Source organism: Bacillus methanolicus (assembly GCF_028888695.1).
GTDB lineage: Bacteria > Bacillota > Bacilli > Bacillales > Cytobacillaceae > Bacillus_Z > Bacillus_Z methanolicus_B.
In genome coordinates this window covers 793,537-813,077 of sequence record NZ_PNFF01000001.1, presented here as the reverse complement: position 1 = coordinate 813,077, position 19,541 = coordinate 793,537, and the positions used below count along the sequence as shown (strand labels likewise).

General features: G+C 40.4%; 20 protein-coding genes. All 20 read right to left on the bottom strand.

The window, feature by feature from the left end; all coding sequences use genetic code 11:
• Positions 1-122 precede the first annotated feature (122 nt).
• Positions 123-335: a YlzJ-like family protein gene (locus tag C0966_RS04150; RefSeq protein ID WP_274853943.1), complete on the bottom strand. Its 213-nt coding sequence runs from the start codon at positions 333-335 to the stop codon at positions 123-125.
• Positions 332-1,078, bottom strand: a complete 747-nt coding sequence (locus tag C0966_RS04145; RefSeq protein ID WP_274853942.1) for a ClpP family protease — start codon at positions 1,076-1,078, stop codon at positions 332-334. Before C0966_RS04145 ends, C0966_RS04150 begins: the two co-directional genes overlap by 4 nt.
• A 212-nt stretch (positions 1,079-1,290) precedes the next feature.
• Entirely contained in the window at positions 1,291-2,958 is a 1,668-nt protein-coding gene (locus tag C0966_RS04140; RefSeq protein ID WP_274853941.1) for a ribonuclease J, read from the bottom strand.
• Between the two features lie 361 nt (positions 2,959-3,319).
• The gene (gene dapA, locus C0966_RS04135; RefSeq protein ID WP_274853940.1) at positions 3,320-4,192 is read right to left on the bottom strand and encodes a 4-hydroxy-tetrahydrodipicolinate synthase; all 873 of its coding nucleotides are present in this window, start codon (positions 4,190-4,192) and stop codon (positions 3,320-3,322) included.
• A 14-nt stretch (positions 4,193-4,206) separates the two neighbouring features.
• A complete protein-coding gene (gene dapG, locus C0966_RS04130; RefSeq protein WP_274853939.1) occupies positions 4,207-5,448 on the bottom strand; it encodes an aspartate kinase in 1,242 nt (413 codons plus the stop codon).
• Positions 5,449-5,479: 31 nt separating this feature from the next.
• Positions 5,480-6,535: an aspartate-semialdehyde dehydrogenase gene (asd, locus tag C0966_RS04125; protein ID WP_274853938.1), complete on the bottom strand. Its 1,056-nt coding sequence runs from the start codon at positions 6,533-6,535 to the stop codon at positions 5,480-5,482.
• 175 nt (positions 6,536-6,710) lie between these two features.
• Positions 6,711-7,310: a dipicolinate synthase subunit B gene (gene dpaB, locus C0966_RS04120; protein ID WP_274853937.1), complete on the bottom strand. Its 600-nt coding sequence runs from the start codon at positions 7,308-7,310 to the stop codon at positions 6,711-6,713.
• Entirely contained in the window at positions 7,307-8,209 is a 903-nt protein-coding gene (dpaA, locus tag C0966_RS04115) for a dipicolinic acid synthetase subunit A (protein WP_274853936.1), read from the bottom strand. Before dpaA ends, dpaB begins: the two co-directional genes overlap by 4 nt.
• 165 nt (positions 8,210-8,374) lie before the next feature.
• A complete protein-coding gene (locus C0966_RS04110; protein WP_274853935.1) occupies positions 8,375-8,617 on the bottom strand; it encodes a YlmC/YmxH family sporulation protein in 243 nt (80 codons plus the stop codon).
• A gap of 139 nt (positions 8,618-8,756) precedes the next feature.
• Positions 8,757-9,992, bottom strand: a complete 1,236-nt coding sequence (locus C0966_RS04105; RefSeq protein ID WP_274853934.1) for a M16 family metallopeptidase — start codon at positions 9,990-9,992, stop codon at positions 8,757-8,759.
• Positions 9,993-10,095: 103 nt separating this feature from the next.
• Positions 10,096-11,049 carry a polysaccharide deacetylase family protein gene (locus tag C0966_RS04100; RefSeq protein ID WP_274853933.1) on the bottom strand — a complete coding sequence of 318 codons (954 nt, stop codon included), beginning with the start codon at positions 11,047-11,049 and terminating at the stop codon, positions 10,096-10,098.
• A gap of 152 nt (positions 11,050-11,201) precedes the next feature.
• The gene (gene pnp / locus C0966_RS04095; RefSeq protein WP_274853932.1) at positions 11,202-13,313 is read right to left on the bottom strand and encodes a polyribonucleotide nucleotidyltransferase; all 2,112 of its coding nucleotides are present in this window, start codon (positions 13,311-13,313) and stop codon (positions 11,202-11,204) included.
• A gap of 289 nt (positions 13,314-13,602) precedes the next feature.
• Positions 13,603-13,872 carry a 30S ribosomal protein S15 gene (gene rpsO / locus C0966_RS04090; RefSeq protein ID WP_003350144.1) on the bottom strand — a complete coding sequence of 90 codons (270 nt, stop codon included), beginning with the start codon at positions 13,870-13,872 and terminating at the stop codon, positions 13,603-13,605.
• A gap of 120 nt (positions 13,873-13,992) precedes the next feature.
• Positions 13,993-14,943 carry a bifunctional riboflavin kinase/FAD synthetase gene (gene ribF, locus C0966_RS04085; protein ID WP_274853931.1) on the bottom strand — a complete coding sequence of 317 codons (951 nt, stop codon included), beginning with the start codon at positions 14,941-14,943 and terminating at the stop codon, positions 13,993-13,995.
• 27 nt (positions 14,944-14,970) lie between these two features.
• On the bottom strand, positions 14,971-15,885 hold the full coding sequence (gene truB, locus C0966_RS04080) for a tRNA pseudouridine(55) synthase TruB (RefSeq protein ID WP_274853930.1): 915 nt from the start codon (positions 15,883-15,885) through the stop codon (positions 14,971-14,973).
• Between the two features lie 63 nt (positions 15,886-15,948).
• A complete protein-coding gene (gene rbfA / locus C0966_RS04075; protein ID WP_274853929.1) occupies positions 15,949-16,320 on the bottom strand; it encodes a 30S ribosome-binding factor RbfA in 372 nt (123 codons plus the stop codon).
• Positions 16,321-16,417: 97 nt separating this feature from the next.
• Positions 16,418-16,699 carry a DUF503 domain-containing protein gene (locus C0966_RS04070; protein ID WP_274853928.1) on the bottom strand — a complete coding sequence of 94 codons (282 nt, stop codon included), beginning with the start codon at positions 16,697-16,699 and terminating at the stop codon, positions 16,418-16,420.
• A complete protein-coding gene (gene infB / locus C0966_RS04065; RefSeq protein ID WP_274853927.1) occupies positions 16,699-18,921 on the bottom strand; it encodes a translation initiation factor IF-2 in 2,223 nt (740 codons plus the stop codon). The genes C0966_RS04070 and infB overlap by 1 nt, the downstream gene beginning before the upstream one ends.
• A gap of 19 nt (positions 18,922-18,940) precedes the next feature.
• Complete coding sequence (locus tag C0966_RS04060) at positions 18,941-19,243, bottom strand: YlxQ family RNA-binding protein (protein WP_274853926.1); 303 nt, start codon at positions 19,241-19,243, stop codon at positions 18,941-18,943.
• The gene (gene rnpM / locus C0966_RS04055; protein ID WP_003349106.1) at positions 19,243-19,524 is read right to left on the bottom strand and encodes an RNase P modulator RnpM; all 282 of its coding nucleotides are present in this window, start codon (positions 19,522-19,524) and stop codon (positions 19,243-19,245) included. The genes C0966_RS04060 and rnpM overlap by 1 nt, the downstream gene beginning before the upstream one ends.
• Positions 19,525-19,541 lie beyond the last annotated feature (17 nt).

Sequence of the window (19,541 nt, the reverse complement as noted above, 5' to 3'; positions counted from 1 at the left end):
GAACATCAAATATGTATGGCATGAAGAGATAGTATTAAGTAAGAAAGCAGCCTATTAGGCTGCTCTTTGGCTTTTATTCTCATTATATCATATCGGCAGGGCTTTCAGAAAAAAACAAAACATTAAAAATAAGAAATTTTTTCTCCCGGATTACAGCGGGAGTCCAAATAATGCTTCGGATCACTGCTTAAATTGCGAACAATTCTGAAAGAATGATCATCTTCCATTTCGACTAACAATGGGACTCCATTGTAAATGATCGTTCTTTGCTTGCCAAACTCATGATCTTCAGTTGGGAAAACGAGTTCATGAGGCATCATGGTATACAAAATCATTGGATCATCGCCTCTTTTTCACCATTGTTTAAATCAATCAGTTCATTCAATTTTTTTAACGCCTGCCCTATCCCGCCAACCTCATCAATTAGACCGTATTTGACTGCATCGGTTCCGACAACATTCGTTCCAATATCCCTCGTTAAATTGCCTTTTGCAAACATGAGGTCTTTAAATGTTTCCGCCGAAATATCCGAATGCTTTGTGACAAAATTAATCACTCGTTCCTGCATTTTATCCAGATATTCGAACGTCTGGGGAACTCCTATCACCAATCCGGTTAATCGAATTGGATGAATTGTCATCGTTGCCGTCTCAGCGATAAAAGAATAGCTGCAAGAGACTGCTATCGGTACGCCGATTGAATGGCCTCCCCCAAGCACTAGTGAAACAGTAGGCTTTGATAAAGAAGCAAGCATCTCTGAAATAGCCAGCCCGGCTTCAACGTCGCCGCCTACAGTATTTAAGATTACGAGAAGCCCTTCAATATTCGGGTTTTGTTCAATGGCAACAATTTGCGGAATAATATGTTCATATTTCGTCGTTTTATTTTGCGGCGGCAGCTGTATATGGCCTTCAATTTGACCGACAATTGCCAAGCAATGGATCTTCGAATCCTGTGATAATTGCGGAACGTTCGTTTGGCCAAGTTGTTGAATTTTTTCAATGATATTTGACTGCTTTTCATCACTTTGCTGGTCTTCACCATAATATTCAGAATTTTGCCTCGGCTCTTTATCCATTTATTTTTCTCCCTTCCATTATGATATTGTTAGTATGGGCCAGGAAGTCTATTTCATGCGAAGAGCTTTATCAGCTCTAACAAGAATTGGTCAATAAATAAAAAAAGTGGCCGTTAAATTTGAATCTTTAACTAAAATACGGAAAGAACCTTTTTCAATGAACATAAAAAAAGGCGCCGGTTTTTCATCCGGTGCCCAGCAAATTTTTTGCTTTAGATTTCCATAATAATCGGTAAAATCATTGGCCGCCTCTTTGTTTTTTCGAAGAGATATTGATTTAATGAATCCCGCATATCCTGTTTTAGACTCGACCAATCAAAAGAATCTTTTGATATGCTATTATCAACAATTTCTTTGACTAAATCGATTGACTCCTCTATTAATTTCTCCGATTCACGGACATAAACGAAGCCGCGGGAAATGATTTCAGGCCCTGCGGCGATCTTTTTCTCGCTCTTGCTCAATGTTACGACGACGATCAGTGTTCCATCCTGTGATAAGAGCTTCCGATCTCTTAATACGATGTTTCCAACATCACCGACACCGTTTCCGTCAATTAACAAGTTCCCTGCTTGAACACGGCCGCTCAGCTGCATTTTTCCATTCTTGAATTCAAGAACTTCACCTTTATCAACTATATGGATTTGACTGTTTGAAAGACCGCACTCCATGGCGATTTTTGCATGGGCTTTCAGCATGCGATACTCTCCATGAACCGGAACAAAAAATTTCGGTTTCATTAAATTTATCATGAACTTTAATTCTTCCTGGCTTCCGTGGCTTGATGCCTTGATAATGCTCTTACTGGAAACTACATTGGCCCCTGCCCGATAAACCATATCAATTGTTTTAGAAATAAACAGTTCACTGCAATTTAATGGAGACGCAGCGATTATAACCGTATCCCCGGACTGAATATTTATCTGCTTGTGTGTCTGCTTTGCCATTTTTTGCAGTGCTTCGAGCGGCTCACCTTGGTCACCTGTTGTCAGCAATACGATTTCATTATCTTGATATTGGCTGACTTCTTGAACAGGAATGATTAAATCTTCATGAACTTCCAAATATCCAAAATCAAGTGCAATATCAAAAACTCGTTCAAGTCTTTTTCCTAATACAGCTACTTTTCTTCCGTTTTCAAATGCGGAATCAAAAATATGCTGAATTCGATTTATATCTGAAGCGAAACAGGCAGCGATAATTCTTCCCGGTGCATTGTAAAATATATCAGACATTTCTCTTGCAACAATCGCTTCTGATGTAGTATATCCAGGTTTTTCCGCTTCAGTGCTATCTGAAAGCAAACATAAAACTCCTTGATCACCGATGTTTGCCATTTTTCCGATTTCAGGTTGATATAACTTCCCGGCAGCCTGGTCAAATTTAAAATCTCCGGTATGTACAATCATTCCTTCTGAAGTATGAAAGCATATTCCGACTGAATCAGGAATGCTGTGATTTGTTTTAAAAAAGCTGACATCAACCGATTCAAATTGCAGTCTCGAGTTTGAGTGAATTTCTTGAAAATGGGCGGTTCCTTTAAATTCTTTTTCTTTCAGTTTGGCTCTTGCAAGCGCCAATGTTAATCTTGTGCCATAAACAGGAACATTCAGTTTGGAGATAACATAATATAATGCTCCGATATGGTCCTCATGGCCGTGCGTAAGGAATATCGCCTTAACTCTGTCCTTATTTTCAATCAAATAAGAAATATCAGGGATGACAATATCAATCCCGAGCATTTCGTTCTCCGGGAACATTAAACCTGCATCAACGACAAATATTTCTCCGTCCACTTCAACAATGTGCATATTCTTTCCAATTTCTCCTACTCCCCCCAGAGCAATAAGCTTAATGCTTTCATTCTTTCTACTATTCACTTTGTTTCGTTACCTCCTATGTTGTTAATGCCGACCAAAGATCAGTTAAAAATATTATACTTGAAGAAAGAAAATGTTTACAACCAAAATTAGAAAAGCGCAAGCGCCTCGCTTAGCCCCGACAGCTGCTTGCGGGCCTGACGGTGAAGTCGCTTTTTGACTTCATCGGCAGGCGTGAGGCGACCTCGAGGGGCTAGGCGCTCCTCGAAAAGCTAACGCTTTCCTTCGTGCGAAGCGTCGCTGCCGAAGCGTTCTTGTGGAGCTAGACAACGTTTCATCCAAAGATGCTTTACTGCTTTAACAAAATTAATCTTTTTTAATAATAAAAAAAGCCAACCACTAAGGATTGGCCTTCGTATTTTTATAATGCTTTTAATAATGCTGCCACTGTATTTCGCTCCTGTTCAGTAAGCGGAACAAGAGGCAAGCGAACCGAACCGACATCCATGCCTTTTATTTGCAATGCCGTTTTAACCGGCACAGGGTTTGGAGCGATAAATAATCCATCCATAAGCGGAAGCAGCTTTTGATGCAATTTTGCCGCACGTTCATGATCACCATTTAAAAATGCACTGATCATTTCTTGCATTTCATTTCCGATAACATGGGAGGCAACAGAAATAACTCCGGTTCCGCCGATTGACAAAACCGGCAACGTTAAGCCGTCGTCTCCGCTGTACAAAAGAAAATCGTCATCCGTATTGGCAATAATTTGCGTCATCGCACTAAGATTCCCTCCCGCTTCTTTTACACCAACAATGTTCGGAATCTTGGACAATCGGATGACCGTTTCAGGCTCAATATTTACAACAGATCTTCCCGGAATATTATAAACGATAACAGGAAGGGATGTACTTTCAGCAATTGCCTTAAAATGTTGATATAATCCTTCCTGGTTTGGTTTGTTATAATACGGAGCAACTGCCAAGATCGCATCGACGCCGATTTTTTCTGCTTTTTTTGTCATTTCGATTGAATCATAAGTATTATTGCTTCCGGTACCTGCAATAACAGGAACTCTTTTTTCAACTACTTTTACTACATGCTGAAAAAGCGCCAATTTTTCTTCTTTTGTAAGAGTAGCTGACTCTCCAGTAGTACCGACAACGACTAATGAATCTGAACCATTATTAATTAAATGATTCACGAGTTGAGTTGTTTTTGCAAAATCAATATGACCTTTGTTATCAAATGGTGTAACCATAGCTGTTGAAATTCGACCAAATGAAACCATCTTTCCGCTCCTCCTCAATCTATCCGTTCAAACTCCAGCGTCTCTTTTTCAAGCTGGAATGCATCGTGCAATGCTTTGACTGCATTTACTAAATCCTCTTGTTTAACTAAAACCCAGATGGTCGTGTGGCTGTCAGCAGATTGTAAAATACGAATTCCCTTTTCTGACAGCGCTGTTACTATTTTTGATGCGACGCCTGGAACTCCGGCCATACCTGCACCGACAACGGAGACCTTTGCACAATCCCGTTCAACAACCGGTTCATGCCCCAAATCGGTCAAAATTTGAATGGCATGATCTGCCATATCATTCATTACAGTATAGACGACCCCATTTGGCGATATATTAATCAAATCAACACTGATTTTTTCGTTTGCCATTGCTTTAAATACTTCCGCTTGTAAATTATACTGATCTTTTTTAGCGAATACTTTAATCTGGGTTACATTTGGAACGTGGGCAATTCCAGTTACCGGCCGCTCGCGAATGTCGCTTCCTCGATTGTTTCTGTTGAGTGACGTAACTAAGGTGCCGGGGCTGTCAGAATAAGTAGATCTGATCCTGATCGGAATTTTTGCCTGCATGGCTATTTCTACGGCCCGGGGGTGTATAACCTTTGCTCCTTGATAGGCCATATTGCACACTTCCGTGTAAGTAACAACTGATAAAGGACGTGCATTTTCAACAATCCGCGGATCAGCCGTCATTATCCCCTCAACATCGGTAAAAATGTCAATCCACTCGGCATTAAGCGCTGCCCCAAGAGCAGCGGCTGATGTATCGCTTCCGCCACGGCCAATGGTCGTTATATCGCCATTTTTCGCAGCACCTTGGAATCCGGCTACGACTACAACATCGTTTTGTTCTAATTCCCTTAAAAGCCTGTCACATTTCATTTCTATGATTTTTGCATTTGTATAATCGCTGTTTGTCCGGAAACCTGCTTGGGCACCTGTTAAAGCAGCAGCACGTATGCCGTGTTCAACAAGCATGTTTGTAAAAACAATGCTTGAGATTATTTCTCCGCAAGAAAGAAGAAGATCCTGCTCGCGTTTGCTTACTTTACTCGCATTGCCTCCAATCAATGACAAGAGGGTATCGGTTGCATACGGTTCTCCTTTTCGTCCCATTGCTGATACAACAACTACAACCTTGTAGCCTTCTGCGAGAGCTTTCTCTATATGCCTTTTCGCATTCTCTCGGCTTTTATCGTCACGGACTGAAGTGCCCCCGAATTTTTGAACGATTATTTTCATCGTAACACCTCATAATTTATCTCAATCCCCATTATTTGTTTCCGATAAGATCTAATTTGATTAAGCTTTCTGCGATTTGAACTGTATTCAAAGCTGCGCCTTTTAAGAGATTATCAGAAACAATCCACATATGGAATCCGTTTGCCGTGTCAAGGTCTTGTCTAATTCGGCCAACGAAGACTTCGTATTTGCCTACACAATCTGCAGGCATCGGATAGATTTGGTTTTCAATATCGTCTAGAACCTCAACTCCCGGAGCACCGGCAAGGATTTCTTTACACTCTTGAACGGTTAATCCGTCTTTTTCCACTTCAATATACACCGATTCAGAATGTCCCGTCGCAACAGGCAATCGGACACAAGTTGCCGCAATTTGCAGGTCTGGAAGCCCCATAATTTTCTTCGTTTCATTAATCATTTTCATTTCTTCAAAAGTATAGCCGTTTTCCTGGAATTTATCAATTTGCGGTATGGCATTAAAAGCAATTTGATAATGTTTTTTATCAGATTTAACAGGTAGAATTTTTGGCTCATACGGCTCATTATTAATAATCGCTCTTGTCTGCTCATATAATTCTTCCACTGCTTGAGCACCTGCACCTGAAACAGCCTGATAAGTTGATACGATCACCTTTTTCAGACCGTACTTTTGTCGAATTGGTTCCAATGCTGTAACCATTTGAATGGTTGAACAGTTTGGATTGGCAATAATTCCATTATGTTCATGAAGTGCAAATTCGTTTACTTCAGGAACGACAAGCGGAACATCCGCATCCATACGAAAAGCACTCGTATTATCGACAACAATCGCACCGCGTTTTACAGCTTCAGGAGCAAGCTCTTTAGACACACTGCCTCCTGCACTGAATAGTGCGATATCTACACCTTCAAAGCTTTCAGGTTTTGCTTCCTGAATCGTAATTTCTTCACCTTTAAATAAAGCCGTTTTCCCTGCAGACCGGGCTGAGGATAAAAGTGTAATTTTTCCTACAGGAAAATTACGATTTTCAAGGGTTTTTATAATTTGTTGACCAACTGCGCCTGTTGCACCTACCACTGCTATATGAAGACCTTCTTTTTGACCCATGTATAGTTCCCCTTCCGCATCTTTTTATATATATTTTTCTCCAGCAATTGAGAATACTAGAGAAGGCGGCTCTTCTTTGATAAGACCGCCATCTTAATAATATTATATATTTTATCATATTCATTCGTTAAAGGAATAAGCTTTTTGAATTATTGCTGGAAAAAGCGCGGGGATATTACTTTCCATCACGAAATTTTTCTACGATTACGGGCTGGAGCTGTTTTCCATTCATTGCCGAGATAATCGTTTCTTCGAGCATCGACATTCTGGCAACCATTGAATTTGGCTTCTTTACCGGATCATCCTGACCAAAAGGAATAAAGTAAATATTTTTAGTGGCCATTAGCCTCATTAAATTGACTCCGTTTAAACCTAATGCATCATTTGTTGAAATACCCAATACGACGGGTTTTTGATTTCGCAATGTTGCCTTCGCAGCCATTAGTACAGGGGAGTCTGTCATGGCGTTCGCAAATTTGCTCAATGAGTTTCCAGTCAACGGTGCAATTACCATACAGTCAAGGGGAATTTTGGGACCAAGAGGCTCCGCTTTGACAATTGAATCGATTACCTTGTTGCCCGTTAAATCTTCGATACGCTCAACCCAATCTTCCCCTTTTCCAAACCGCGTTTCTGTATTTTTGACCGTAAACGTTACAACCGGTACCACTTCAGCTCCGGTATTCACAAGGTTTTCGATTTCAGGGTACACTTCATCATAAGTACAATGAGATCCCGTCAACCCAAATCCGATTCTTTTGCCTTTTAAGCTCATTCTTCTTTCCCCTTTCTTTTTTGTAAGTCATCTTTCAGCAATTGAGCGAGAACATTTGCGAGAATTTTTCCGGCGGTTTTCGGTGCAACAATTCCTGGAAGCCCCGGTGCAAGCAAAGCTTTAATGCCTCGCTTTTCTGCATAACGAAAATCCGTTCCTCCCGGTTTCGAAGCTAGATCAATGATCAGCGTATGAGCAGGCATTTTTGAAATAACCGAAGCATTTACGACTAAATGCGGAATCGTATTAATACAAATATCTATATCCTTTACCGCCTGTTTGATTTCGTTTAGATGGAAAGGTGTTAAGCCCATTTCCGTAATTCTGGCAATATGCTCGCTTCTTCTTGCTCCGACCTTTACCTTCGCTCCGAGAACATGAAACGTTCTTGCAACACTCATTCCGACTCTGCCAAGACCAAGTACAGCCACTCTTGAACCGTGGATTGTAAAATCGGTATGCTGGATGGCCATCATAATCGTCCCTTCAACCGTAGGGATTGAATTGTAAATTGCGACATCATCCCTTTCAAACAGTTGAACTAGGCGGCGGTTTGCCTGCTTTGTTATTTCATTTAAATAAGAGTTGCTGATTCCTGAATAGATCGTACAATGTTCCGGAGTTTTGGAAATATTCTCTTGAGTGAGAAACACTTTTTCATTGGAAAATATCGTTTCGACTTGACCTTCCAAACTTGTACCCGGCACCGGCAATATGACTGAATCTATATTTGAAAAATCAACATCATCCATTTTTTCTTTAATCGCTCCGGTAAAAGCATGATCCAGCTGTTCAAATCCGATCAGAGACAGCCTGGCATCCAGTTCTGTAAGCTTGCGGATGATTTCCAGTTGTCTGGCATCACCGCCTATGATTGCAATTTGAATTCCTGTCAGCATGAAAATACTCACCTTCTTCTGCAAAATCCGTACAGGAAAATGTATTGACGAACTACTCCAACATCTTATGCGCTAATGTCATAATCGGTGAGTTTTCCACCTACTGCAAAAAAGAATCCAATAAAAAAAGAGATCGGCTCTCGGCCAACCTCTTATCTTTCTTTGCTATTCATTGTCAGGAATATCAATAATGATCATATCAGAACCGATTTTCTTAATATGCTTCCACTGCACTCGAACTTCGCCGCCTTGTTTGCGAAATCCAAACCATTTTAATGCAGGGATAATTAATGTTTCAATTTGCCCTGTGGTTTCATTGATTTCTAAATCTGTCTGTCCCAGAACGCCAAGCCTTTCCGCACGTTTTACGTCTACGATCTCCTTGCCGCTCAACTCGCTTAACCTCATATTCGACCTCCAGCATGCTTTGTCTTACTATATATTTACGTCTTTGAAAATAATTTAGAATAGAGCGGTAAAAAGAAAAAAGAAAGGGCCGGACCCCTCTGATCCAGAGGGAGTCAGACCCTTAAAAGTCAGCCCCTGCTTATATATTTTTCGGAAGTTCGCCATCAGGGCTGATTAATGCAATCGAATATTGATCATTAAAAATCGTATGTGCCATTTGATCAACACTTTCCTTTGTTACTTGATCGATTTGCTCGACAATTTCATCAAGAGAGCGATGGCGTCCCAACAATAATTCATTTTTTCCGTTTCTGCTCATTCTGCTGTTCGTACTTTCAAGGCTCAGCATTAAACTGCCTTTCAACTGTTCTTTGCTATTATTCAATTCTTTTATAGTAATCCCTTCCTGCTTTAGCTTTTCAAGAGTTTCCTGAATAGTTTCAAACAACACATTCAATTGTTTGGCGCCCGTTCCACCATATATCGTGACAATTCCGCTGTCCTGATAAGCGGAATGATAGGAGAAGACTGAATACGCTAAACCTCTTTGCTCACGGACTTCTTGGAATAAGCGGCTGCTCATGCTGCCTCCCAGAATATTATTTAATACAATCAGGCTGTATATATCATCATGGCCTACCTGCAGTCCTTCAAATCCAATACATAAATGGGCTTGTTCGGTATCTTTTTTCCGAGAAATCCGGTTGGCATGAAACTGAGGAGGAATTTGCGTGTTTTTTCGTTTACCGCCTTCATACGATCCGAAGTATTTTTCAACTTCTTTAATAAATGATTCAGAAACATTGCCGGCGATAGAAACGACGACATTTTCTGGTGTATAGAAATCATGTATATATTGTTTCAATGTGTCGCTTGTAAAAGATTCCAGCGTTTCTTCCGTTCCTAATATCGGATATCCAAGTGGATGTTTTTCATACACTGCTTTACTTAGAAGATCATGGACAATATCATCAGGTGTATCTTCATACATTTTTATTTCTTCAAATACAACCTTTTTTTCTTTATCCATTTCTTCTTCAACGAAGGTAGAATGAAAAAACATGTCCGCAAGTACGTCAAGAGCAAAATTGGCATGCGTGTCAAGAACCTTTGCATAATAACATGTATATTCTTTTGAAGTAAAAGCATTCACCTGTCCGCCAATACTATCGAATGATTCGGCAATTTCTTTTGCTGTTCTCGTCTTCGTGCCTTTAAAAAACATATGCTCAAGAAAGTGAGAAATACCATTGTTTTGGGGGTTTTCATTACGGGATCCTGTTTCAATCCAAATACCGATCGCAACGGATCGTACGGTTGGAATATTTTCTAAAACGATTCTTACCCCATTTTGACATGTATATTTCTTTATCAAATAAAACTCCTCCTGTTCTAAAAACCCGCTGCTTCAAGAGTACTGCAATAAGTTAGTATATAACATAATCTTTCTTTTTTCCAAAATAAAATGACGATTCATTTCATTCATTTTGGACAATCCTTTCTTCACTTAACAAGCTGGAAACTGTATCTATTTTCAAATTTTTTTGTTTAATTTGCAATATTAATTGGTCTAATGCTTTTGCAGTTGACTCCGTGGGATGCATCAAAATTAACGCACCATTGTGAAGTTTTGGAATGATTCTGTTAATCAGAACCTCCGGTGCTGGTTTTTGCCAGTCTATTGTATCGAGACTCCACATGACAGTGCCCATATTAAATTCTGAAGCTATTTTTACGACTTCTTCACGATAGGAACCGCTTGGTGGTGCTAACCATTTCGGCCTGTTTCCAGTTGTCGCTTCTATCACTTCATTCGTTCTCTTTATTTCTTTGATTATTTCAGCAGGGGGCAATGTTTTCATATTAGGGTGTGTGTACGAGTGGTTTCCTATTTCGTGTCCAGCTTCGGCTATCATTTTCGCAAGCTCGGGATTATTTTTTACCCATCTTCCTTCTAAGAAAAAACTTGCTGAAACATTATGTTTTTTTAAGGTTGCTAGCATTCCGGAAAGATATTCATTTCCCCAGGCAACATTAATAATAAAACTGACCATCGGTTTTTCCGGATTCCCCCGATAAACAGCGGCTGGCGGAAGATCAGAAAGATGCACTTCCGGACTTATTTGCTTATAAACTAATTTTTCTTCGCTAAATTTACCGTCCTTTTTCATTTTTTTGTATGAAGCCGGAACGTCAACTTTAATCCCATTATATCCGGGAATTGCTTTCCATACCCGATCTATTTTAGCATTAATGGGCTTTTTTTCATATTCGCCTGCACGATTATTTATTTCCTGAAACAAAGGATTTGTTGTTTGATTTACAGTAATAGAATCTGCTTTTAATTTAGATATATATTGGGAAATTAACGGATTATTGATCACGAACATTGAAAATAAAAGAAATAAAGCCAAATGGACGACCTTTTTCATTCGATCCTGCCCCCTTCACTTTACAATATGTAAATCTGGGACAAGGTAGAACGGCCATTATCAAAAAACGCACTTTAACGCATTAACGTAGTGCGGGTCTGGCCCGCGATGCTTTAAAGCGTTAAAAAAACCAGGGGCAACCCTGGCTCTTTTTATTTTGCTTGTCTTTCACGCTGTTCTTTTAGTACTGCTTTTCGTGAAAGGTTGACGCGGCCTTGTTTATCGATTTCGGTTACTTTTACTAATATTTCGTCACCGATCGATACAACATCTTCGACTTTGCCTACCCGTTCCTCAGCCAATTCTGAAATATGAACGAGGCCATCTTTGCCGTTGAAGATTTCAACGAAGGCACCAAATTTTTCAATCCGTTTTACTTTACCGAGATAGAGTTGTCCGACTTCAACTTCCCGGACAATGTCCTCTATAATCGTCTTTGCTTTTTGATTCATTTCTTCATCTATGGAAGAAATGAAGATTGTTCCATCCTGTTCAATATCAATTTTTACACCGGTTTCTTCGATAATTTTGTTAATTTGTTTTCCGCTAGGTCCGATTACATCACGAATTTTTTCAGGATTTATTGTCATCGTTAAGATTTTTGGAGCATATTTCGATAATTGTTCTCTTGGCTTGGATATCGTCTTTAACATGGAATCAAGGATTTGCATGCGGCCTTTTTTCGCTTGCTGCAAGGCTTCTTCGAGTATTTCCCGTGATAAACCTTCAATCTTAATGTCCATTTGCAATGCGGTAACCCCTTTTGGAGTTCCTGCAACCTTAAAGTCCATATCGCCAAGATGGTCTTCCATCCCTTGAATATCCGTTAAAATCGTATAATTGTCGCCTGATTTAACAAGTCCCATTGCAATTCCTGCAACCGGAGCCTTAATCGGAACCCCTGCATCCATCATTGCCAATGTGCTGGCGCAAATGCTTGCTTGAGATGTGGAACCGTTTGATTCAAGCACCTCGGAAACAAGACGAACTGTATATGGGAATTCTTTTTCAGATGGAATAACCGGTTCCAATGCACGCTCTCCCAATGCTCCGTGTCCAATTTCGCGGCGCCCCGGTCCTCTCATGGGACCCGTTTCACCAACACTGAAGCTCGGGAAGTTATAATGGTGCATAAAACGTTTCTCTTCCTCAATTCCGAGCCCGTCCAAAATTTGGACATCACCCAATGCACCAAGTGTACAAACGCTCAACGCCTGCGTTTGTCCGCGCGTAAACAATCCGGAACCGTGCGTGCGCGGCAAAATTCCAATTTCAGAAGAATGCGGCCTGATTTCATCTACTTTACGGCCGTCAGGGCGTATTTTTTCCTCTGTAATTAAGCGGCGAACTTCATTTTTTACAATGTTATCCAAAATTTGTTTTACTTGTTTTAACGTATCTTCGTCCGCTTCTTGTTCTTCATATTTCGCAAGCACTTCATTTTTCACTTCATTAATTGCATCTTCGCGAGCTAGCTTTTCCGGTACTTGGATCGCCTTAATCATGTCTGCTTCACACATCTCGCGGACTTCGGCTTCAAGTTCCTTATCTAATTCGAATAAAACAACTTCCATTTTCTCTTTGCCAATTTCTGAAGTAATTTTTTCCTGAAACTCAATCAATCGTTTTATTTCTTCATGTCCAAACATGATTGCTTCCAGCATTACTTCCTCAGGCACTTCATCGGCACCCGCTTCAACCATGTTAATTGCATCTTTTGTTCCTGCAACTACTAGATGCATATCGCTTTGTTCCATTTCTTGAACGCCAGGGTTAATAATAAATTTTCCCCCGACTCGTCCGACGGTGACACCGGCAATCGGCCCTTCAAATGGAATATCTGATATGCAAAGAGCGAGGGAAGACCCAAACATGGCTGCCATTTCAGAAGAGCAATCCTGATCAACACTCATAACCATGCTGACAACCTGCACTTCATTACGGAATCCTTCTGCAAATAAAGGCCGTATCGGACGGTCAATCAGCCGGCTTGCCAGGATCGCCTTTTCACTTGGGCGGCCTTCTCTTTTTATAAAACCTCCGGGAATTTTCCCAACAGCATACAAGCGCTCCTCATAATTGACTGTCAGCGGAAAAAAATCAACATTTTTTGGTTCTTTTGAAGCTGTTGCCGTACTTAGCACGACTGTATCGCCATAACGGACTAGAACTGCACCGTTAGCTTGTTTCGCCAACTGTCCAATTTCCACAGTTAAATTGCGTCCGGCCCAATCCATGGAATAGACCCGTTTCTCATTTTCCATTCGTATTTAAACCCCTCTCTACCTGAATCACTCTTAGAGAATAAGCAAGGTTTTTAAATAAACTCTGCTTTACCAAGTAATCATATTTTAAGCTAATGAAATGCTTTCTTTATTATTATAAGTAGTTATAATATGCACGAAATAGCTGTTCATTAAAATGTTTAAGAAAATATGTATGATTTTGGATCAGAAACTTTCCTGTTTTCAAGTACTTCTTTCTGAAAAGATACTTATGATTTTCATTTTATTTCAGTATAAGAAAAAGCGGGAAAGATCCCGCTTCTGTTGACTATCGACGTAAACCGAGTTTGTTGATAAGCTCACGGTAACGTTGAATGTCTTTGTTTCGTAGATACGTTAAAAGGTTACGGCGTTTACCTACCATTTTTAAAAGACCGCGACGTGAATGGTGGTCTTTTTTGTGCACACGCAAATGTTCGTTTAAATTGTTAATCTGTTCAGTAAGGACAGCGATTTGTACTTCTGGAGAACCAGTGTCGTTTTCGTGAATCTTGAACTGATTAATGATTTCATTCTTACGTTCTTGTGTGATGGCCATCCTTTTCACCTCCTATTTGTAATCCCCAATTACTGAGCAAGCGTCGGTGATTCGACTTGCCAAGCAAAGGTTCATTTTCATACCTTTTTAGAATACAACTTTTTATGACAAAAAGCAAGTCTAAACGCTGTTTTTCTCAAAATACTGAAGTGCAGCCCGGCGGTCATTTTCAATCTGTGAGACGAGTTGTTCAATCCGAGCAAATTTTTTCTCATTTCGTAAACGGATATGCCATTCGACGGTTACTTTTTCACCATATATCTCCTGTTCGAACTGAAAAATATGAACCTCTATTGAAGGCTTATCACGATTTACTTGATTAAATGTCGGTTTGTATCCGACGTTGCAAACACCTTGAAACCATTGATCATTGATCCGTATGCGGACGGCGTACACACCTGTCGGCGGCAGAATGTATTCATCGGTTAATTCAATATTAGCAGTTGGAAACCCAATTGTTCTTCCTCTTTTATCCCCGTGTACGACTGTTCCTTTAACGGAATAAAAGCGTCCGAGCAAATCGGGAAGTTCTTCTGTTCTTCCGTCACGGATCAATGACCGGATTAACGTTGAGCTTATTTTTCCATCCCTTGACGATAATTTCGGAACAACAGAATATCCGAATTGTTCACGGGAATGAAATGGAAGAGTCTCCATCGTGCCTTTTCCCATTCTTCCATATGTAAAATCAAACCCTGCAACTGTATGTTTGACATTTAAACCGATAATATATTGATCGACAAATTCTTGAGGAAGAAGGTTTGCGAAATCAACTGTAAAATGGACAACAAACAGATAATCAATGTTCAAGCCGGAAATAAGCCTGATTTTATCCTCTAAAGGTGTTATGTATTCCACATGCCGAACACTCCTTCCTAAAACGACCGAAGGATGAGGATCAAATGTCATCACAGCACTTTTCATTCCATTTTGATCAGCAATTTCTTTTGCCTTCCCAATCACTTTTTGGTGGCCGAGATGGACACCGTCAAAAAAACCGAGCGCCATAGCGAGAGGCGGAAAATCCGATTTATTAAACTGATGAGGATGATGAATATGAATAATTTCCACGCTGAATTCACCTTTTCTTGCACGGGTCTATATATTTCTTAAAACTTTCTCGGGTTTCATAAAGCCTTTTTTCAAAGGATGAAGTTTGTAAATAGCTAACGCTATCCCCGTTTTTGTTTCAAAAACGACAGGCCCTTCCAAATTTTCTAAATGTTTGGGAGTGCTTAATACAGCACCATTTTTTACTTTCTCTGCTACTTTATCATCTAATTGATATTTCGGCAAATGAGACAGCGCAGCTTCAATCGGAAATAGAGCTTCAGAAATTGTTTCATCATCAATCATTGCCTGAATTTGTTCAAAGGTCCAAGAATCAGCCAAGGTGAAACCGGCTGATTGAATTCTGGTCAAATCAGACATATGGGCAGGATATCCAAGTTTTTCACCAATCATGACTGCAAGTGTTCTGATGTAGGTACCTTTGCTGCATGAAACGCGGAAACGGAAATTCACCGTCTCGCCTTCAAAAATGTTTCTGTCATCCAGAAGGTCGATCGAATAAATGGTTACCTTTCTCGTTGGCCGTTCTACTTCGATTCCTTGCCTTGCATATTCATATAGGCGTTTGCCATTGACTTTCACGGCAGAGTACATGGGAGGCGTCTGGACAATTTCACCTTTAAAGGAATGCAAGACTTGAACGATTTCTTCCCTTGTAAATTTTTTTGTACCTGAAATTTGTTCAACAATGTCCCCTGAAGCATCTTCCGTTGTTGTCGAATAGCCAATCGTCACTTGCCCCTCATACGTTTTTCCGGCTTCTGTTATGTATTCCGCTACTTTCGTTGCTTTGCCGATGCATATAGGCAATACTCCGTCAACATCCGGGTCTAAAGTTCCCGTATGTCCGATTTTTTTGATTTTTAGCATTTTCCGAAGCTTAAAAACACAATCATGGGAAGTCATTCCTTTTGGCTTGAAGAGCGGCAAAATACCATCCATTTAGGATCACCACCTTTTTTTGGATTTTTGCGCGAAAAAAGGATAGACTCAATCGGTCTATCCTTACTCATTATTCCGGTTTTCTTTCGATTTTTCCTCATTATGAATTTGATGAAGCAATGATTCGATTCGATTTCCGTAATCAATGGATTCATCAAATTCAAAAATGATTTCAGGTGTTTTGCGCAAACGAATGCGCTGTCCGATTTCTGAGCGGATAAATCCCTTAGCCTTTGCCAAGCCTTTTAGAGTATTTTCTCTTTGCTCTTCGTCACCTAAAACCGAAATAAAAACCTTTGCCTGCTGGAGATCACCGGTTACTTGGACATCAGTTACCGTAACAAACCCGATCCGCGGGTCTTTAATTTTTCTGCCGATGATGTCTCCAAGTTCTTTTTTCATTTGTTCTCCAACACGGTTTGCTCTAAGGTTCATTTCACTTCACCTCGTTCTGTCACGTCTAACCGGGTAGCTTTCGATTTTTAGAAAGCTCCGTTCGCTCGGCTTAACAAGCGAACAGAACTTTTATGATTTACAGCCATTCTATTTCGGTGATTGTCCGTTCAATTTCCGGAAAAGAGTCGATTAATTTCAGGGCATTTTGAAGTTCCTGTTCCGCTGAAATCTTCGCGGATGAGACGGCAACGACTGCAATTTTTGTACGCTGCCAAACATCCTGATGATCGACTTCCGCAACGGAAATATTAAATTTTTGCTTTAGGCGCATGAGTATGCGCTTGAGCACTGCCCTTTTCTCTTTCAGTGAAGAAGCATCATAAATAATGCATTCACATGCGGCTAGGCCGATAACCATTACCGTTCCACTTCTTCCATTATGAATGCTTCAATGATGTCGCCTTCTTTAATATCATTGAAGTTCTTAATGGTAATACCGCACTCATAACCTTGGTTTACCTCTTTCGCATCATCTTTAAAACGTTTCAAGGCATCAATTGTACCTTCAAAGATGACAATTCCGTCACGAATTAAGCGAACACCGCTGTCGCGTGTAATTTTTCCATCTGTAACATAACAACCGGCAATTGTTCCAACTTTCGATACTTTGAACGTTTGGCGCACTTCTGCCTGGCCGATCGTTTTTTCTTCGAACTCGGGTTCAAGCAACCCTTTCATTGCGGCTTCAATTTCTTCAATCGCTTTGTAAATGATTCGGTGCAGGCGGATGTCTACTTTTTCCTCTTCAGCTGCACGTTTGGCGTTTACGTCAGGCCGAACATTAAAACCGATTACAATTGCATTTGATGCGGCAGCGAGCGTTATATCTGATTCGGTAATCGCACCTACGCCTGAGTGAATGATTCTGATGTTTACTCCTTCGACATCAATTTTTTGCAATGATGCCGCAAGAGCTTCTGCAGATCCTTGCACGTCTGCTTTAATAATGACGTTTAGATCTTTCATTTCCCCTTGTTTCATTTGTTCAAACAATGATTCAAGGCTTACCCTTGATTTTTCGCCTCGTTGTGCCTGAATCGCTTGTTGAGCACGCGCTTCGCCGATTTGACGAGCTGTTTTCTCATCATCAAACACAACAAAACGATCGCCGGCTTGCGGAACATCGTTCAAACCAGTAATTTCAACCGGTGTAGACGGACCTGCCTCTTTTACACGGCGGCCCATATCGTTTACCATAGCACGCACACGTCCAAAGGTATTTCCGACAACGATCGGGTCTCCCACCCTCAACGTGCCGTTTTGAACTAGAAGGGTAGCAACCGATCCCCGGCCTTTATCAAGCTGTGCCTCAATAACGGTACCAACGGCATTGCGGTTTGGATTCGCTTTATACTCTTCAACTTCACTTACAAGCAATATCATTTCCAGCAGTTCATCAATTCCTTCACCTTTCAGAGCGGAAATTTGGACAAAAATCGTGTCTCCGCCCCAGGCTTCTGGAACTAATCCGTGTTCTGTCAATTCCTGCATGACCCGGTCCGGATTAGCATCAGGTTTATCCATTTTATTAACCGCTACAATAATTGGAACTTCAGCAGCTTTCGCATGGTTTATGGCCTCAACTGTTTGAGGCATGACACCATCGTCTGCAGCAACGACAAGAATTGTGATATCGGTAATGCTTGCTCCGCGTGCACGCATCGTTGTAAAGGCAGCATGTCCCGGTGTATCAAGAAACGTGATTTTCTTACCGTTTTTTACAACTTGATAAGCACCGATATGCTGTGTAATACCGCCGGCCTCTTGAGCAGTTACCTTCGATTGCCGAATTGAATCCAACAGAGTCGTTTTGCCGTGGTCAACGTGTCCCATGATCGTAACAACCGGAGGCCTTTCTACGAGGTCTTTTTCATCATCTTTCGTAAAGTAGACTTCGAGGTCAGTCGTATCGACTTGGATCTCTTCTTCCACTTCCACTCCATAATCACCGGCAATCAATTCAATTGCATCTTTATCAAGATCTTGATTGATTGTTGCCATGACACCGAGCATAAATAGTTTCTTAATGATTTCAGAAGGCTCCCTATGAAGCTTTTTTGCAAGCTCTGCAACTGTTAGTGATCCCGTAAATGTGATTTTTGATGGCAGCTCTTTTTCTTTTTTCTTTTGAGGCTGAACTTGATGTGATTGATGATTTTTGCCTTTGTTATAATTATTTTTTTGTTTATTGTTGCTGCTCTTATTCTTATTTTTGTTTAACACCTTTTTTTCTTTTGACTGAATTTCTTGATCGTGCTTTTTGCCCTCTTTTATTTTAGGAACAGGTTTCACTTTTACGCGGCTCGGATTTTTTTCAACGTCTTCTTCAAAGGGCACTGCCTTCGCATTCATAACGGGTTTTTGCTTTAAACTTGTTTGAGACTGTTGTTGATTGCCTTGTTTTTGTGGTTTTTTCTCTTCTTTTTTTATATAAACTCCGTCTAATTTTTTGATCGTTTCTTCTTCTAAAGTTGCCATGTGATTTTTTACATCAATATTCATATCTTTTAGTTTTGATATCACATCTTTGCTTGAAATATTATGTTTTTTCGCATATTCGTAAACTCGCGTTTTACTCATATTTTCACCCCCGCTAAAATTAATCGAGCAACGTCATCAGTTTTTTCGCAAATCCTTCATCTAAAATGGCTGCGACTACGCGGGCTTCTTTTCCAATTGCTTGACCGAGCAGATATCGGTTTGCAACCATTTTATATGGGACGTGATAGGACCCGCATTTATCAGTAATCTTCTTTGTCGTATTGGCTGATGCATCTCTTGCCAATAAAACGAGCTTTGCTTTACCGCTTCTGATTTCCTTAACGGTAAGCTCCTCGCCTGAAATGATTTTACGAGCTCGATTGGCTAAGCCAAGCAATGACATCCATTGATTTGAATTCATCAGGATAGTCGTTTCTCCTTCTCGATAAGCTCTAAGAGCTCATCATATATGGTCTCATCTATCGTTGTTTGCAAATGATTTGCTAAAATATTTTTTTTCTTTGCCAGAAGGATGGCTTCCTTATCTTTAGACAGATAAGCTCCACGTCCGGATTTTTTCCCTGTTGGATCAATGGATACCACACCTTCTTTCGAGCGAACGATGCGAACGAGTTCTTTCTTAGGTTTCATTTCACCAGTTGCAACACATTTACGCATTGGAACTTTTTTTTGTTTGTTCACGATCATTCACCTCATCC

Bases quoted from the DNA above. Each gene is read 5' to 3' on its own strand.
- C0966_RS04150 (WP_274853943.1), bottom strand. From the start codon at position 335: ATGATTTTGTATACCATGATGCCTCATGAACTCGTTTTCCCAACTGAA.
- C0966_RS04145 (WP_274853942.1), bottom strand. From the start codon at position 1,078: ATGGATAAAGAGCCGAGGCAAAATTCTGAATATTATGGTGAAGACCAG.
- dapA (WP_274853940.1), bottom strand. From the start codon at position 4,192: ATGGTTTCATTTGGTCGAATTTCAACAGCTATGGTTACACCATTTGAT.
- dapG (WP_274853939.1), bottom strand. From the start codon at position 5,448: ATGAAAATAATCGTTCAAAAATTCGGGGGCACTTCAGTCCGTGACGAT.
- asd (WP_274853938.1), bottom strand. From the start codon at position 6,535: ATGGGTCAAAAAGAAGGTCTTCATATAGCAGTGGTAGGTGCAACAGGC.
- dpaB (WP_274853937.1), bottom strand. From the start codon at position 7,310: ATGAGCTTAAAAGGCAAAAGAATCGGATTTGGGTTGACGGGATCTCAT.
- dpaA (WP_274853936.1), bottom strand. From the start codon at position 8,209: ATGCTGACAGGAATTCAAATTGCAATCATAGGCGGTGATGCCAGACAA.
- C0966_RS04110 (WP_274853935.1), bottom strand. From the start codon at position 8,617: ATGAGGTTAAGCGAGTTGAGCGGCAAGGAGATCGTAGACGTAAAACGT.
- C0966_RS04100 (WP_274853933.1), bottom strand. From the start codon at position 11,049: ATGAAAAAGGTCGTCCATTTGGCTTTATTTCTTTTATTTTCAATGTTC.
- pnp (WP_274853932.1), bottom strand. From the start codon at position 13,313: ATGGAAAATGAGAAACGGGTCTATTCCATGGATTGGGCCGGACGCAAT.
- rpsO (WP_003350144.1), bottom strand. From the start codon at position 13,872: ATGGCCATCACACAAGAACGTAAGAATGAAATCATTAATCAGTTCAAG.
- truB (WP_274853930.1), bottom strand. From the start codon at position 15,885: ATGGATGGTATTTTGCCGCTCTTCAAGCCAAAAGGAATGACTTCCCAT.
- rbfA (WP_274853929.1), bottom strand. From the start codon at position 16,320: ATGAACCTTAGAGCAAACCGTGTTGGAGAACAAATGAAAAAAGAACTT.
- C0966_RS04070 (WP_274853928.1), bottom strand. From the start codon at position 16,699: ATGGTTATCGGCCTAGCCGCATGTGAATGCATTATTTATGATGCTTCT.
- infB (WP_274853927.1), bottom strand. From the start codon at position 18,921: ATGAGTAAAACGCGAGTTTACGAATATGCGAAAAAACATAATATTTCA.
- C0966_RS04060 (WP_274853926.1), bottom strand. From the start codon at position 19,243: ATGAATTCAAATCAATGGATGTCATTGCTTGGCTTAGCCAATCGAGCT.